Annotated in this window: 13 protein-coding genes; 3 read left to right on the top strand and 10 right to left on the bottom strand. The window is 69.4% G+C overall.

All coding sequences use genetic code 11. The annotated features are described in order from the left end of the window. Nucleotides 1-3: 3 nt before the first annotated feature. Genes BT183_RS09520 through cobA form a run of 3 tightly spaced genes read right to left on the bottom strand, consistent with a single transcriptional unit; the run spans nt 4 to nt 3,585 of the window. Nucleotides 4-1,470: a cobyric acid synthase gene (locus tag BT183_RS09520; RefSeq protein ID WP_244545295.1), complete on the bottom strand. Its 1,467-nt coding sequence runs from the start codon at nt 1,468-1,470 to the stop codon at nt 4-6. Further along, the gene (locus BT183_RS09515) at nt 1,470-2,783 is read right to left on the bottom strand and encodes a cobyrinic acid a,c-diamide synthase CobB (protein ID WP_072342043.1); all 1,314 of its coding nucleotides are present in this window, start codon (nt 2,781-2,783) and stop codon (nt 1,470-1,472) included. The genes BT183_RS09520 and BT183_RS09515 overlap by 1 nt, the downstream gene beginning before the upstream one ends. Beyond that, the gene (gene cobA / locus BT183_RS09510) at nt 2,776-3,585 is read right to left on the bottom strand and encodes a uroporphyrinogen-III C-methyltransferase (protein ID WP_072342040.1); all 810 of its coding nucleotides are present in this window, start codon (nt 3,583-3,585) and stop codon (nt 2,776-2,778) included. The genes BT183_RS09515 and cobA overlap by 8 nt, the downstream gene beginning before the upstream one ends. Before the next feature lie 47 nt (nt 3,586-3,632). On the opposite strand from cobA, the gene BT183_RS09505 reads away from it, so the two are divergent. Together BT183_RS09505 and BT183_RS09500 are read left to right on the top strand one after the other, a co-directional pair. Then, nucleotides 3,633-4,733 (top strand): cobalt-precorrin-5B (C(1))-methyltransferase, encoded by a 1,101-nt coding sequence (locus BT183_RS09505; protein WP_072342038.1) that lies wholly within the window; start codon nt 3,633-3,635, stop codon nt 4,731-4,733. A gap of 111 nt (nt 4,734-4,844) precedes the next feature. Next, nucleotides 4,845-5,603, top strand: a complete 759-nt coding sequence (locus BT183_RS09500; RefSeq protein WP_072342035.1) for a cobalt-precorrin-6A reductase — start codon at nt 4,845-4,847, stop codon at nt 5,601-5,603. A gap of 17 nt (nt 5,604-5,620) precedes the next feature. On the opposite strand, the gene cobM is transcribed toward BT183_RS09500, so the two are convergent. The 6 genes from cobM to BT183_RS09470 all read right to left on the bottom strand — a co-directional run bounded on the left by cobM (nt 5,621) and on the right by BT183_RS09470 (nt 12,175). Continuing rightward, nucleotides 5,621-6,400 (bottom strand): precorrin-4 C(11)-methyltransferase, encoded by a 780-nt coding sequence (gene cobM / locus BT183_RS09495; protein ID WP_072342032.1) that lies wholly within the window; start codon nt 6,398-6,400, stop codon nt 5,621-5,623. Beyond that, a complete protein-coding gene (gene cobJ / locus BT183_RS09490; protein ID WP_072342029.1) occupies nt 6,397-8,205 on the bottom strand; it encodes a precorrin-3B C(17)-methyltransferase in 1,809 nt (602 codons plus the stop codon). Before cobJ ends, cobM begins: the two co-directional genes overlap by 4 nt. Further along, nucleotides 8,202-8,915 carry a precorrin-2 C(20)-methyltransferase gene (gene cobI, locus BT183_RS09485; RefSeq protein ID WP_072342026.1) on the bottom strand — a complete coding sequence of 238 codons (714 nt, stop codon included), beginning with the start codon at nt 8,913-8,915 and terminating at the stop codon, nt 8,202-8,204. Before cobI ends, cobJ begins: the two co-directional genes overlap by 4 nt. Next, the gene (locus BT183_RS09480) at nt 8,912-10,189 is read right to left on the bottom strand and encodes a bifunctional cobalt-precorrin-7 (C(5))-methyltransferase/cobalt-precorrin-6B (C(15))-methyltransferase (RefSeq protein ID WP_072342023.1); all 1,278 of its coding nucleotides are present in this window, start codon (nt 10,187-10,189) and stop codon (nt 8,912-8,914) included. The genes cobI and BT183_RS09480 overlap by 4 nt, the downstream gene beginning before the upstream one ends. Next, entirely contained in the window at nt 10,186-10,809 is a 624-nt protein-coding gene (locus BT183_RS09475; RefSeq protein WP_072342020.1) for a precorrin-8X methylmutase, read from the bottom strand. Before BT183_RS09475 ends, BT183_RS09480 begins: the two co-directional genes overlap by 4 nt. Nucleotides 10,810-10,933: 124 nt before the next feature. Continuing rightward, nucleotides 10,934-12,175 carry a sirohydrochlorin chelatase gene (locus tag BT183_RS09470; RefSeq protein WP_072342018.1) on the bottom strand — a complete coding sequence of 414 codons (1,242 nt, stop codon included), beginning with the start codon at nt 12,173-12,175 and terminating at the stop codon, nt 10,934-10,936. Between the two features lie 257 nt (nt 12,176-12,432). On the opposite strand from BT183_RS09470, the gene BT183_RS09465 reads away from it, so the two are divergent. Continuing rightward, nucleotides 12,433-13,350, top strand: coding sequence for a cation diffusion facilitator family transporter (locus BT183_RS09465; protein WP_072342016.1), 918 nt, complete (start codon nt 12,433-12,435; stop codon nt 13,348-13,350). A 262-nt stretch (nt 13,351-13,612) separates the two neighbouring features. On the opposite strand, the gene BT183_RS09460 is transcribed toward BT183_RS09465, so the two are convergent. Continuing rightward, nucleotides 13,613-14,221, bottom strand: coding sequence for a DnaJ domain-containing protein (locus tag BT183_RS09460; RefSeq protein WP_084603552.1), 609 nt, complete (start codon nt 14,219-14,221; stop codon nt 13,613-13,615). Nucleotides 14,222-14,247: the final 26 nt, after the last annotated feature.

The following is a 14,247-nucleotide window of genomic DNA, read 5'->3' as shown; positions in this document are numbered from 1 at the left end:
GTCTCAATCCTGCCCGATGGGGCGCGCCAGCGCCAGAAGCTGGTCGAGATCGACCGCCGCGGCGATATGGCGGCCGAGCCCGGTAAGGGTTTCTTCCACCAGCGCCTCATAGGCGAGATCGGGGCTCGAAACCCCGCCCAGAAGCGCGCGTCGAAAAGGGTCGGACGCAAAGATGCCGTGCAGATAGGTGCCGCTGACCCTTCCATCGGACGAGATCGCGCCCTCCGACCCATCCCCTACCCGGGCAAAAGGACGGGCGCGATCGGGGCCATCGGTTGCCCCCATATGCATGTGATAGCCCGAGACCGACGTGCCGGTGGGCATATGCAGCGCCGTTTCGACCCGCAATTGCTTGACCGGGGTGAGCACGGTGTCGACGGCGAGGAGCCCGAGCCCGGTGCTCTCGCCCGCCGGTCCCTCGATACCCTCGGGATCGGCGATGGTTCGCCCCAGCATCTGGTAGCCGCCGCAGAGCCCGATGATGCGGCCGCCGGCGCGGTGATGGGCGAGGATGTCGATGTCCCAGCCCTCTTTTCGCAGGGCCGCGAGATCGGCGCGGGTGGCCTTGGAGCCCGGGAGCACGATGAGGTCGGCATCGCGCGGCAGGGCCCGGCCGGGCTCGACGATGGTGAGGCGCACGCCCGGCTCGGCCGCGAGCGGATCGAGATCGTCGAAATTGGCGATGCGCGGCAGGCGCGGCACGACGATGTGGAAGCCCGCATGCGGGTGGGGGCGGGCGGCGTCGAGGGCGAGGATATCCTCGGCCGGCAGGTGCATGGCGGGCGGGTAATGGGTGATGGGCCCCAGGCACGGCCGCCCGGTGTGCCGGGCAATCAGCGCCAGACCTTCGGCAAAGAGGTTCGGATCGCCGCGAAAGCGGTTGATGAGGGTGGCAACCACCAGCGCCGCATCCTCCCGCGCGATGACGGCGAAGGTGCCGACAAGCGAGGCAATCACCCCGCCTCGCCCGATATCGCCCACGATGACCACCGGCAGATTGGCGGCGCGGGCAAAGCCGAAATTGGCGATGTCGCCCTGGCGCAGATTGACCTCTGAGGCGCTGCCCGCGCCCTCGACGATAATGAGGTCGTTCTGGCGCGAAAGTTCGCCGAAGGCCTCGAGGATCTGCGGCATCAGCGCACCGCGCTTCGCCCAGTATTCGCGCGCCGGCATCGAGGCGAGGCGCTGGCCGCGCACCACCACCTGCGCGCCGGTCTCGGCCTCGGGCTTGAGGAGCACGGGGTTCATGGCGGTGAGCGCGGGCGTGCGGGCGGCGCGGGCCTGCAGGGCCTGAGCCCGGCCGATCTCGCCGCCATCGGCTGTGACGGCGGCATTGTTGGACATGTTCTGCGGCTTGAAGGGCGCAACCCTGAGCCCGCGATCGGCAAAGGCGCGGCAGAGCCCGGCCACCACCAGCGACTTGCCGACGTCAGAGCCCGTGCCCATGATCATCAGCGCTTTCGCCGCCATCACCCCTCTCCCCCATCGATGACATGGGCGTAAGAGCCCATCACCGTGCCAAGTCGCGCGCCCATGGCGGGCAGCGCAAGGCCCTCGGCGTCGGTTACGGCAAAAAGCGGCGTCACCCCCTGCGCAAGCGTGCCGGAGGAATAGTGGAATTCATGGCCCGAGAGATGCGTCGGCCAGGGCAGGGCGCCCCGATGGACGAGGCGGCGATAGCCCAGGACGCGGCGGGGCCGGTCGATGCGGGTGGCAAGCGGCAGGAGGCCGGCCATGGGATGGGTCACCCCTTGTGCGTCGGTGAGGGTTTGTCCGAGGCACATGAACCCGCCGCACTCGCCATAGACCAGCGCGCCCCGCGCGGCAGCGGCTTGCAGGCCAGACTTGAATTCCGAAGCTGCGGCGAGGCGGGCGGCGAAGAGCTCGGGATAGCCGCCCGGCAGCAGGATCGCGTCGGCCTCGGCGGCCGGGGGTTCATTGTCCAGCGGCGAGAAGAAGGAGAGACTGGCCCCGGCGGCACGCCAGTCGGCCAGCCAGTGCGGATACAGGAAGGCGAAGGCCTCGTCGCGGGCGATGGCGATGCGCTGGCCAAGCGGGGGCAGGGGCTTCGCGATTGTGGTGGGATGTGCCAGTGGGGCCGCCAGCGCCCGGATGGCCTCTAGATCGCAATGGTCAACGACATGGGTCGCGGCGGCATCGAGCAGGGCGGGCAGCGTTTCGATCGCGCCGGGCAGGGTGAGCCCGAGATGGCGCGAGGGTACGGAGAGCACCTCGGCGCGCGGCAGGGCGCCGACCACCGGAATGCCGAGGGGCGCGAGCGCGCGTCTCAGCATCGCGCCGTGCCGGTCCGACCCGACGCGGTTGAGGATGAGCCCGGCGATGCGCACATCCGTCCGCCAGTTGGCAAAGCCGGCGACGAGGGGCGCGACCGACTGGCTCTGGCGCTCGCAATCGACCACCAGTAGTACCGGCAGCGTGAGCTGTGCGGCAAGGTCTCCCGTCGAGCCCGTGCCGTCGGCGGCCCCGTCGAAGAGGCCCATCACCCCTTCCACCAGCAGAAAATCGCTGCCCGTGGCGTGGGCGGCGGCGATGGCGCGGAGGCGCTCGGGCGCCATGGCCCAGGGATCGAGGTTGATTGTCTCGCGGCCGGCGGCACGGGCGTGGAAGGCGCCATCGATATAGTCCGGCCCAGTCTTGGCCGGGGCGATGGCGAGACCGTTTTGCCGCAGGGCGCCGATGAGCCCGAGCGTCACCAGCGTCTTGCCCGAGCCCGAGCGCGGGGCGGCGATGACGAGGCCTCTGGGCGAAGCCGGTTCAGCCATACCGGTTCTCCCGCGCGGCGGTATCGTACCAGTCGAGCACTGGGCGCAGGCTGGAGGCGGGGCCGAGGACGATGAGCGCGGGCGGGGCGATCTGCGGCATCAGGGCGGCCACATCGCCGAGCGTGCCGCTAATCACCCGCTGGGTAGGGAGCGTTGCCTCCATCACCACGGCGACCGCTTCGTCGGGCGCGCGGCCGGCGGCGAGGAGCCGCGCGGCGATATCGGGCAGATGCTTGACCGCCATGTACATCACGATGACCGGCGCCGCCTTCGCCAGCCCCGCCCAGTCGATGGCCAGCGGCAGGTCACCGGAGAGGTCATGCCCGGTGAGGAAGGTCACCGACTGGTTGAAATCGCGATGGGTGACCGGGATGCCGGCATAGGCGAGCCCGCCGATCCCCGCCGAAATCCCCGGCACGATGCGGAAATCGATATTGTGTGCAGCCAGCCCCAGCGCCTCCTCGGCGCCGCGCCCGAAGACGAAGGGATCGCCGCCCTTGAGGCGGAGCACGCGCTTGCCGGACTGCGCGAGCGCAATGAGGGTGCGGGTGATGTCGGCCTGCACGGCCGACGGCTTGCCGCCGCGCTTGCCGGCATGGATGTGCTCGGCTGAAGGGTTGGCAAAGCCCAGCACCGCATCGGACACCAGCGCGTCATGCACGACCACGTCCGCCTGTTGCAGCCCGTGAAGGGCCAGCAGCGTCAGGAGCCCCGGCGCGCCGGGGCCGGCCCCCACCAGCCAGACCGTGCCGGGGCGGAATTCGGGGAAGCCTTCGAAGATGGGGTGCGACGGGCTCACCATGCCCCCGCGCTCGCGCTTGGGAACCGGGCGGTGTATAGAACCGGGCCATGGACCAGCCCGACCCGACCCTGCCGCCCGAGGGCACGCCATTGCGGCGCGGCTGGACAACGGGCGCCTGCGCCACCGCCGCCACCAGGGCAGCGCTCTCGGCGCTTCTGGGTCATGGCTTTCCCGATCCGGTTGCGATCACCCTGCCGGGCGGGCAGCAGCCGGCCTTCGCGCTGGCCCATGAGCGGCTGGGCGATGGGTTTGCCGAAGCCGGCATCATCAAGGATGCGGGGGACGATCCCGACGTGACCCATGGCGCGCTGGTGATCGCGCGGGTTGAGCGCAGGGCGGCGGGCACCGGCATCAGCTTTCATGCCGGGCCGGGGGTCGGCACCGTGACGTTGCCCGGCCTGCCGCTGGCGGTGGGGGAGCCCGCCATCAACCCCGTGCCGCGCCGGCTGATGACCGGGGTGGTGGAGATGCTCTGCACCGAGGCAGGTCTTGCGCCTGACATCGCCATCACCATAAGCGTGCCGGGCGGCGAACAGCTGGCCGAAAAGACCTGGAACCCCCGGCTCGGCATTCTGGGCGGGCTCTCGATCCTGGGGACCACGGGCATCGTCGTGCCCTATAGCTGCGCGGCGTGGATTCATTCGATCCAGCGCGGTATCGACGTGGCCCGGGCGCTGGGGCTCACCCATGTCATCGGGGCGACGGGCGACCTCTCGGAAAAGGCGGCGCTGGCGCATCTGGGGCTGCCGCTGGTGGCGGCGATCGACATGGGCGATTTCGTCGGCGGCATGCTCAAATATCTGCGCGCCCATCCGGTCGAAAGAGTGACCATCGCCGGAGGCTTCGGCAAGCTCACGAAACTCGCGGCGGGCGCGCTCGACCTGCACTCGTCGCGCTCGGGGGTCGATCTCGACATGCTCGCAACACTTGCCCGATCGCTTGGTGGCGGGCCTGACCTTGTCGATGCGATCCGCTATGGCAAGAGCGCGAATATGGCGCTCATCGCAGCCGATTCGGCCGGGCTCGGGCTCGCCGATGCGGTGGCTGGACTGGCGCGCGAAAAGGCCCAAGGGGTCGTGGGTGGAAAAGTTGTCGTTGATGTGCTGGTTGTCGACCGCGCGGGCCGGATCGTGGGCACGAGCCGGTGAGGGGCGGGTGCGCGATGTGGACGGGCATGGAGCAGGCGAACCTCGCCCTTCGGGGCTCGCCTTCGGCGCGCACCTCACAATGATATCCGTCTCAGCGATGAGGGCCCGGCCATGAAGATCCTGGTTCTGGGCGGCACCGAGGAAGCGCGGATTCTTGCCGAGCAGCTGGTCAAGATGGGCCACTCGGTCACCACCTCGCTCGCCGGTCGCACCAGCGCGCCGCTGACCCCGCCGGGCGAGCTGCATGTGGGCGGCTTCGGCGGGCCGCAGGGGCTGGCGGACTTTCTGCGCAAGAATGGCTTCGACCGGCTGGTGGACGCCACCCACCCCTATGCGGTGCAGATTGCCACCAACGCGGTCGATGCCGCCAAGGCGACCGGCATGCGCTGCGTAAGGCTCGTGCGCCCGGCCTGGACCGAGCCGCAATATGCCTTCTGGAACAATGTGCCGAGCCCCGAGGCGGCGGCTTTGTCGCTGCCCACCGGCTCCAAGGTGCTGCTGACGGTGGGCCACACGGGGCTCGAAACCTTTCTGGCCCGCGAGGACTGCCGGTTCCTCGTGCGGGTGATCGAGGCGCCCGAAAAGCCGCTGCCGGCCCATGCGCGGCTGATCGTGGCGCGCCCGCCCTTTTTCGAGGGCGCCGAGACCGAGCTCATTCAGGGCGAGGCCATCACCCATCTCGTCACCAAGAATTCGGGCGGGGTGCAGACCGAGGCCAAGCTCGCCGCGGCGCAGAAGCTGCGCATATCCGTGATCATGATCGCGCGGCCGGCCCTGCCGCCGGCCCATGAGGTGCCAACGGTCGGCCGTGCCATCGCTGCGCTGCAGCTGACCGCGCCGCCCGCGGCGCAGGGCCCCGGGGCCGGCTGAACCGGTTCGACCTCCGCTCACGGCTTGCGGTCGCGCTTCTTGCCGGCATTGCGCAGCACATGCGCGAAATCGGCGTCATAGAGCCGGCTGTCGGGGAAATGAGCGGCGCCGAACACCGCGCCCACGAGGATCAGCGCCGTGCGCGTGACCTTGGCCTCGCGCACCGCCGCCCGCATGGTCGACAGCGTGGTGCGGATGATCTGTTCGTCCGGCCAGGTGGCGCGATAGACGATGACCACCGGCGCATCGGGCCCGTAGTGGGGCGTCAGCGCCTCCTCGACATAAGCGAGGTTGCGGATCGAGAGGTGGATGGCGAGCGTTGCCTTCGCGGCGCCCAGCACCTCGAGCCGCTCGCTTTCGGGCATCGGGCTGGCCTTGCCCGAAGTGCGGGTGATGATCACCGTCTGCGCCACATCGGGGAGGGTGAGCTCGGTCATCAGCCGCGCCGCCGCACCGGCAAAGGCGGGCACGCCGGGCACCACCTCATAGGGAATGCCGAGGCCATCGAGCCGCCGCATCTGCTCGGCCACCGCACCATAGATGGAAGGGTCGCCCGAATGGACGCGCGCTACATCCTCGCCTCTGGCGTCGGCCTCGGCCATCAGCGCGATGATCTCGTCTAAGTTGAGCGGGGCGGTATCGCGCACGAGGGCCGTCGCGGGCGCCGAGGCGACGATGGCTTCGGGCACGAGCGAGCCGGCATAGAGGCAGACCGGGCAGCGCTCGACGAGCTTTTGCCCGCGAACGGTGATGAGATCGGGCGCGCCGGGGCCGGCGCCGATGAAATAGACGGTCATGAGGGCACTTCGGTGGCCGGGGCGCGGGCGGGCGTCCCGTGTTTGGCGGCGTAGCCGCGCGGGGTGTAGGCGATGGTGCGGCCATCGCCGCGCGTGAGGCTCAGCGACTGGCTCGAGCCGATCAGCACGATGGTGAGCATGTCGATGGCGGTCGGGTCGAACTCCGACAGCGGCACGACGGTCACCGTCTCCTCGGGCCGGCCGAGGCTGCGGGCGATGATCACCGGGGTCTCGGGCGGGCGGTTGGCGGCGAAAATTGCATGGGCCGCCTCGATCAAATCGGTGCGGCGCTGCGAGCGCGGATTGTAGAGCGCGGTGACGAAATCGCCCTCGGCGGCGGCCTTGAGGCGCTTCAGGATATCGGGCCGGGGGGTGAGAAGATCGGAAAGCGAGATGCAGCAGAAATCATGCCCGATCAGCGCGCCGGCCGCCGCCGAGGCCGCCTGCACCGCCGAAATGCCGGGATGGCTTTCGACCCCGACGCGGCGCGCATCATCGGTCAGCGCGCGATCGCCCTCGGCCTCGATCAACTCGAAGACGAGGCTCGCCATGGCATAGATCTGCGCATCGCCCGAGGAGATCAGCGCAACCTGCGCGCCATCGGCGGCGAGTTCGAGCGCATGGCGCACGCGGGCTTCTTCCTCGCCGAGGTCGAAGCGGTGCTCGACCTGGTCGGTGCGCAAATCCGAGACAAGGTCGAGATAGAGCCCGTAGCCGACCCAGTCGCTGGCTGCCCGCAGCGCCGCGACGGCCGAACCGGTGCGGCTGGGGCCATCGCCCGGGCCGATGCCGACGATATGGACGACGCCGCGCGGGCGCCCGAAGCGCTCGACATCGAGCGGGCGCGTCGAGCGCCCGATGGCGCAGGTGGCGCGTTTGGATTTGATCTTGGGCAAAATGAGCAGGCCAGCCTTCAATGCGGCAGCCTCGGCGACGCCGGGCACCCCGACCTCCGCTTCGACCACGGGGGAGGGGGTGACGAGCCGGTAGCGCTCCTGCGCCAGCTCGGCGGTGGAAAAAAGCCTGAGCGGCACGCCGAAATGGGCCGCCGCTTCGATGATGCCACCCTCATCGGCCTTGAGCGCGATGGTGGCAAGGCAGGCAAGGCTTTGCGGGGCCAGCCCCTGCCGGTTGAGCGCGGCCTCGATGAGCCCGATGATCTCGGCGCCCGAGGTGCCGCGCTCGCAGCCCACTCCGGCCACGAGCGTTTTGGGGTGGTAGACCAGCCCGCGCGGAATGCGCCCGGCCTTTTCGGTGACCATGACGGTGATCGCCCCCATCGAGGAGAGCGGATAGCCCGCTTCGGCGAGCCAGGGGGCATGGCCGTTGAGCGCGATCTTGGCGCCGGCCATGAGCGCGATCATCGCCGGCTTGGCATCGTTGCGCTCGGCGATGGTCCAGCCCGGCGGCGGCTCATCGAGCGCGCAGGCAAAGCGCGTCTCAGAGGCGGTGGTGATGGCGGCGGTGACCCCGAGCCCCTCGGCGATGCGGCGGGCCAGCGCATTGGCCCCGCCATGGCCGCCCAGCAGCGCCACCACATGCTGGCCATCCTGGCTCACGGCGATGACAGGCGGCTCGCTGCGCTTGTCCGAGAGATGGGGGGCGAGCAGCCGCACGAGGATGCCGGCGGCGCACACCCCGATTACGGCCCGGCCATCGAGGAAGAGCGGCGCCACCCCGTCGGCCTTGACCCCGAGATGGAGCTCCCCGCCGACGATCTCGGCAATGCGGCGGGCCATCGGCTCGCTCGAGCCGGTGAGGCTGAGAATGGCGGGCGGGAGAGCGGCTGCCAGCGGTGGCTTCATCCATGCCCCCCGGTCCAGCCCTCGCCGCCCTTGTAGACGAGGATGATCGCGAAATAGGGGCGCTCGCCGGCCGGCATGGCCAGAAGCGGCAGCACCTTTTCGTGCCCCGTGCTGGCATGGATGACGACCATGGCGCCTTCGGCCAGCCCGAGCGCGACGAGAAGATCGCGCACCCGGTCGAAATGGCTGCCCAGCTTGATGATGGCGACCGAGCCGGCCGGGGCGAGTTCGGCCGCCAGCATGGCGTCGGGAAGCGGGGCCGGCAGCACCTTGAGCACGTCGTTGCGGGCCGCGAGCGGACGGGCGATGGCGGCGGCGGCGGCGGTGAGCGAGGTGACGCCGGGCACGATCTTTACCGGATAGCGGTCGCCCAGCCGGTCGAGCAGATACATGGCCGAGCCGTAAAACAGCGGATCGCCCTCGCAGAGATAGGCGACCGACAGCCCCATACCCAGTTCGGCGGCAATGGCTTCCGCAGCCCCGTCATAGACGGCCTGCGCCGGCCCGCGCTCGCGCCGCATCGGGATGACGATCGGCATTTCCTCGGTGCCCGGCCGGATATGCGGGGCGGCGATGGCGCGGGCAAGGCTCGTCTCCGAGCCGACCGGATAGGCCAGGATGTCGGCGCGCGAAATGATGCGGGCAGCCTTGAGCGTCAGGAGATCGGGATCGCCCGGCCCCGTGCCCACCAGATGCAGCACTCCGCTCATGACGCCTCGCCCCCCAGCGCCGACTTGACCACGGCCCATTGCGTGACCGGCAGACGCGGTCGCAGCACGTGACTTTCGCCTACCCGGTCGAGCCGGGCAATGTCGATGCGCAGGATTTCGCCGCCGAGGTTTCTCTGGCGTTGATAGAGCGCCGCTTCCGCCTCGAGGGTGACGGCATTGGCAACGAGTCTGCCGCCTGGCCTCAGGGCCTGCCAGCAGGCGGTAAACAGCGCGTCGTCGGCCGCCGCTCCGCCGATGAAAATGGCATCGGGAGTGGCGGCGCCGGCAAGGCTTTGCGGGGCTTGCCCCGCGACGATCGCAAGGCCGGGCACGCCCAGCGCCGTGGCATTGTGCCGGATCATCTCGATGCGGGCCGGATCGCTCTCGAAGGCGATGGCGCGCGCATCGCGGGCGGCACGCATCCACTCGATGCCGATCGAGCCCATGCCGGCCCCGACATCCCAGAGCAGCGCGCCGGGATAGGGCGCGAGGCGGGCGAGCGTTGCGGCGCGCACCTCGCGCTTGGTCAGCTGGCCATCGGACCGATAGGCGTCGTCGGGAAGGCCGGGGACGGCGACGAGGAGCGGGGCGGTCGCATCGGCGCGGCAATCGAGCGCCAGCACGTAGAAATCGCCCGGATCGGCAGCAAAGGCATGGGCTTCCGATTCGAGGATGCGTTCGGTGGGGGCGCCGAGATCGGCCAGCGCCACGAGACGCGAGCCGCCATAGCCGCGCGCGATCAGGAGGTCGCGGACCTGTGGCAGCGTCCCAGCGTCCGATGTCAGCATCAGGATGCGATTGCCGGGGGTGAGATGGGGGTGCAGCGCCGCGACGGGCCGGCCGTGGAGTGAGAGTGTCGTGATTGCCTGCAACGGCCAGCACAGCCGCGCCGCCGCCAGTTGCAGCGAGGAGACGGCGGGATGGAGCCTCATTTCGTCCGGTGCGAGATGCCGCCCCAGCGTTGCGCCGATGCCGAACCAGTTCGGGTCGCCCGTCGCCAGGATCACGGTGGGCTGCCCGCGCCGCGCCAGCACCTGTCCGATCATCTGGTCGAGCGGGCTGGTCCAGGCGATGAGGGTTTGAAGCGCAGTGCTGCCCCCACCCCCGGCCCCTCCCCGCAAGGGGGAGGGGAGGTTGACTGCTGGTCGCAGGGGTGCGAGCAGCCGCTCTGGCCCGATGAGGACGGTGGCTGCGGCGATCTCGGCGCGCGCAGCGGCGGACAGGTCGGCAATGCCGCCCTCGGTCACCCCGACAATGGCAAGCCAGGGGCTCAAGAGGGCGCTCCGGCCAGCGCGTTCACACCGGCTGCCGTGATGGCCGAGCCGCCCCGCCGACCCGCAACGGTGAGAAAGGGAATGCCGAATGGGCTCCCCACCAGCGCCGCCTTGCTTTCGGCCGCCCCGACAAAGCCCACCGGGGCGGCGATGATGGCGGCGGGGCGTGGCCAGCCCGCCGCGAGCCCCTCGAGCAGCGCGAACAGCGCCGTGGGCGCATTGCCGATGACGACGATGCTGCCCCCCAGCCGCTCTGCCCAGAGCGAGACGGCGGCGGCCGAACGGGTGGTCTTCAGGCTTTGCGCGAGAGCGGGCACGCGCGGATCGGAGAGGGTCACGAGCGTTTCGACGCCCTTCGGAAGGTAGCGCGGGATGAGGCCCGCACGCACCATCTCGCAGTCGCAGAATACCGGCGCGCCGGCTGCCAGCGCCATGGGCACTGCTTCAGCGATCCTTTCGTCCCCAGTGATATCGGCGGCAAGGTCGACCATGCCGCAGGCATGGATCATGCGGATCGCGGCCTTGTGCAGGGCTTCGGGCAGATGATCGAGCCGCGCCTCGGCCCTGATGGTGGCGAAGCTTTCGGCATAGATGGCAGCGGGGTCGCGCAGATAGGTCATGGTGTGGGGGCCCGGTGCTCAGCACCTCGTGCTTCGAGGTCCCGCTGGGCGGGCCGCCTCAGCATGAGGTCCTTCGGGTTTTCCACGCCTAGGGTGGGGCGAGGCCCGTGTCGAAACGCGCCCCTCACGCCTCGCCCCGGAGCTTGCGGGCGAGGCGGCCCGGCACCTTGGGCAGGGTCACGGGGCCGAGCGGATGGTCGGCATGCGGGTAGGGGTGGTGGTGATGGTCGTCATGACCGTGATCATGCCCATGGTGGGCCATCGGCGGCGCAAAGCTGGTGAGCGGGGGGAGCGCGGGGCGCAGCAGGGCGTGGGCGGGCGCGCCGTGGTGATGGTGGTGGCCATCCCCATGGTGATGCCCATGATCATGTCCGTGGCTGTGCAGCGGGGTGAAGGGCAGGCCGTGGGCCTTGCAGAAAGCCTCGTCGCGGCAGGAGGAATCGCAGTCGCCCTTGCAGGGGCAGCCTTCGAGCCCGCCGCCGATGCCTTCGACATGATGGTGGTGGCTTTCCTGCGCCAGCCCCTGCTCGGCCTCGAAGCCCAGCACCTGCTCGCGATATTTGCAGAGCGCGCAGTTCATCAGGTTCTCGCCCACCAGCATCTCGCGGATGCGGTCGAGAAAGGTGTCGACCACGAGCGGATGATCCGAAAGATAGGGCGCCTTGAGGAATTCGATCTCCGGATGCGCGAGGGCGGCTGCGTCGACCGCGTCGTAGATGCGGTTGACCAGAACCCCGGTGAAGAGGAAGTAGGGAAAGACAACGATGCGGCGATAGCCGAGCCGCGCCGCATGCTCGAGCGCCGGAGCGACCAGCGGGAAGGTGACCCCCGAATAGGCCGTCTCGCCCCAGCCAAAGCCCATCCCCTCCCAGAGGAGCCGCATGACCTTGGCGACATTGGCGTTGGCGTCGGGATCCGACGCGCCGCGCCCCACCACCACCAGCAGGGTTTCGGTGCGGGCCGAGGCGGGAACCCCGGTCATAGCCTCGGCGATGCGCTCCCCGGCAGCGCGCAGCATGCGGGTATCGACCCCCAGTTCGCGCCCATAGGTCAGCGCCAGCCCCGGATGGGCCGCCTTGTAGGTGTTGAGCACCGAGGGGATGTCGTTCTTGGCATGGCCGGCGGCAAACAGCATGCCGGGCACCGCAAGGATATGGCGGACGCCCTGCTCGCGCAGCCGGTCGAGCCCGAAGCGGATGACCGGATCGGCGAATTCGAGATAGCCATATTCCACCGGCACGCCGGGCAGGCGGGTGCGTAGCGCCTCGGCGAGCCGAGCGAATTCGCCCACGGCGCGGGTGTTGCGGCTGCCATGGCCGCAGAGCATGACCCCGGTGCCGGGGGGCAGGGTTGGCAGATCGATCATGTCTCGCCTCTCTGGTTCAAGAGGCAGAGTTCCGCACAAGGCTTAATGCAGCGCCGGGCTTGGTCCCCGATTTGGGTCGACCGCACCGGCCTCTGTTTCAGTTCCTCAAGGAACGCTGCGCTGGCCCCCGTTCTAGGGCCATGCCCTTGAGCGGTCAAACCTTTCCGGCAACGGCCGGGTCCGATGCGAGCGCTTCTGAAAATCACTCGCAAATACAGGGACTTGTCAGATTATGCCGGTGTCGCTAAGGCGCGGTGATGAAAACTCAGCTTCCCCACAACCGCTCGGCGGACCTCGCGCTCAGGGTCGCCATGGGCAGCCTTGTCGTTGGCGTCGCGGTGCTCGGGCTCAAGGCCTATGCGGCCTGGGCCACGGGCTCGGTGGCCCTTTATGCCGATGCGCTCGAAAGCGTGGTCAATGTGGTGACGGCCGTTGCCGCGCTGGTGGCGGTGCGGCTCGCCGCGCGCCCGGCCGATGCCGGCCTGCCCTATGGCTATCACAAGGCCGAATATTTCTCGGCCGTCATCATCGGCATGTTCATCGCGGTGGCGGCGCTCCTGGTGGGGCTCGAGGCCTGGCGCGGCTTTTTCAACCCCGAGCCGGTGGAATGGCAGGCCGGGGCAATCGCCATCTCGGTACTGGCCACGCTCTTCAACCTGGGATGGGCGGCTTATCTCGGGCGCGAGGGGCGCCGGCTGCGCTCGCCATCGCTGGTCGCCGATTCGCGCCACCTGATGACCGACGTGGTCTCCACCATCGGGGTGCTCGTGGGTGTCGGCCTCGTCATCGCGACGGGCTGGCACCAGCTCGATGCCATCCTTGCCGCGCTGGTCGCCGTCAACATCCTGTGGTCGGGCTGGCAGGTGCTGCGCGAAAGCGTCGGCGGGCTCATGGACGTGGCGGTGGAGCCGGCGCGCCTCGGGGCCATCCGCCGCCTGATTGCCGCCCATGCCGATGGCGCCATCGAGGCCCATGACGTGCGCACGCGGCAGGCCGGGCGCATCACCTTCATCGATTTCCACCTCGTCGTACCCGGCTCGATGACGGTGGAGGCCGCCCACGCCATCTGCGACAATATCGAGGCCAAGCTGCGCGAAACCGTCGACGGGGCGCAGGTAACGATTCACGTGGAACCAGAAAACAAAGCCAAGCACGCGGGCATCGTGGTGGTGTGAGGGAGGCGAGGGTGGGGTGCCCGACCCTCGTACTTCGAGACGCCCCTGCGGGGCTCCTCAGCATGAGGGTCTCCGGATGCCTGGAGGCCCTTGTCCCGTTGACCCATTAGTCTTTTGTCGCTCGATCCGTCAGCCCTCATGCTGAGGAGCGGCATCAGCCGCGTCTCGAAGCACGAGGGCAGTCCGCTTGCAATGAAGATCCAATAAAGCACGGCACCCGCTCCGCCGGCGGCCCAGCCCCGGCCCAGCTTCGTCCCTGCGCTCAGTCGGCCGTTTCGAGCGCGGTGATGAGTTCGGTTTCGGACTGGTAGTTGCCCAGTTCCACCACGGCGGTCTCGAGCAGCACGACGCGGCGGCCGAGCTGGGCGAGTTCGGTGGCCTTGGCGGTGATCTGCTGGTCGAGGCGGATGACGAAGAGATTTTCCTCGCCGTCGGGGCGGTGGATGCGGGCGCGCAGGGCGTTGAGCCCTTCGATCTCGCTGCCGATGCGCTTGTGGTCCTGCCGGGTCTCGGAGAGGCCGGCCCTCACCGCCTCCTGCATCTGCTCGATGAAATTGACCGATGACAGGTCGAGTCGGCTCGCCACCGCCGACTGCACGGCAGCATCGAACATGTCGGCGAGGATGACCCGCACATCGGCCCGCGCATTGCGCACGCCCTCATCGTCGATGATGCCGGTCGTGTCGTAGAGGCGGCGCGAATCAGGGTCGGACAGGAGCCCGAAAGCCCGCACGATGGCAATGAAGCTGTCGGTATCGCCGCCCCGATCCGGGTGCGCCGTCTGCACCGCCTTGCGATAGGCGGACTTGATGGCCGCCTCGCTGGCCGATCGGGCAAGGCCCAACAGGGCATAGGGGTCGAAAAATGCCATGGCCTCTCCTAGCACCTGCCAGCCAT

It is taken from the genome of Devosia enhydra, from assembly GCF_900119845.1.
Classification (GTDB): Bacteria; Pseudomonadota; Alphaproteobacteria; order Rhizobiales; family Devosiaceae; genus FPKU01.
The sequence above is the reverse complement of the archived record's forward strand: the minus strand, read 5'-3'. Positions and strand labels throughout refer to the sequence as shown.

What these genes read in the sequence shown, in the direction of transcription:
- BT183_RS09460 (WP_084603552.1), bottom strand. Translation starts at nt 14,221, where the DNA reads ATGGCATTTTTCGACCCCTATGCCCTGTTGGGCCTTGCCCGATCGGCC.
- BT183_RS09515 (WP_072342043.1), bottom strand. Translation starts at nt 2,783, where the DNA reads ATGGCTGAACCGGCTTCGCCCAGAGGCCTCGTCATCGCCGCCCCGCGC.
- BT183_RS09500 (WP_072342035.1), top strand. Translation starts at nt 4,845, where the DNA reads ATGAAGATCCTGGTTCTGGGCGGCACCGAGGAAGCGCGGATTCTTGCC.
- cobJ (WP_072342029.1), bottom strand. Translation starts at nt 8,205, where the DNA reads ATGAAGCCACCGCTGGCAGCCGCTCTCCCGCCCGCCATTCTCAGCCTC.
- BT183_RS09475 (WP_072342020.1), bottom strand. Translation starts at nt 10,809, where the DNA reads ATGACCTATCTGCGCGACCCCGCTGCCATCTATGCCGAAAGCTTCGCC.
- BT183_RS09470 (WP_072342018.1), bottom strand. Translation starts at nt 12,175, where the DNA reads ATGATCGATCTGCCAACCCTGCCCCCCGGCACCGGGGTCATGCTCTGC.
- BT183_RS09520 (WP_244545295.1), bottom strand. Translation starts at nt 1,470, where the DNA reads ATGGCGGCGAAAGCGCTGATGATCATGGGCACGGGCTCTGACGTCGGC.
- BT183_RS09505 (WP_072342038.1), top strand. Translation starts at nt 3,633, where the DNA reads ATGGACCAGCCCGACCCGACCCTGCCGCCCGAGGGCACGCCATTGCGG.
- cobA (WP_072342040.1), bottom strand. Translation starts at nt 3,585, where the DNA reads ATGGTGAGCCCGTCGCACCCCATCTTCGAAGGCTTCCCCGAATTCCGC.
- cobM (WP_072342032.1), bottom strand. Translation starts at nt 6,400, where the DNA reads ATGACCGTCTATTTCATCGGCGCCGGCCCCGGCGCGCCCGATCTCATC.
- BT183_RS09465 (WP_072342016.1), top strand. Translation starts at nt 12,433, where the DNA reads ATGAAAACTCAGCTTCCCCACAACCGCTCGGCGGACCTCGCGCTCAGG.
- cobI (WP_072342026.1), bottom strand. Translation starts at nt 8,915, where the DNA reads ATGAGCGGAGTGCTGCATCTGGTGGGCACGGGGCCGGGCGATCCCGAT.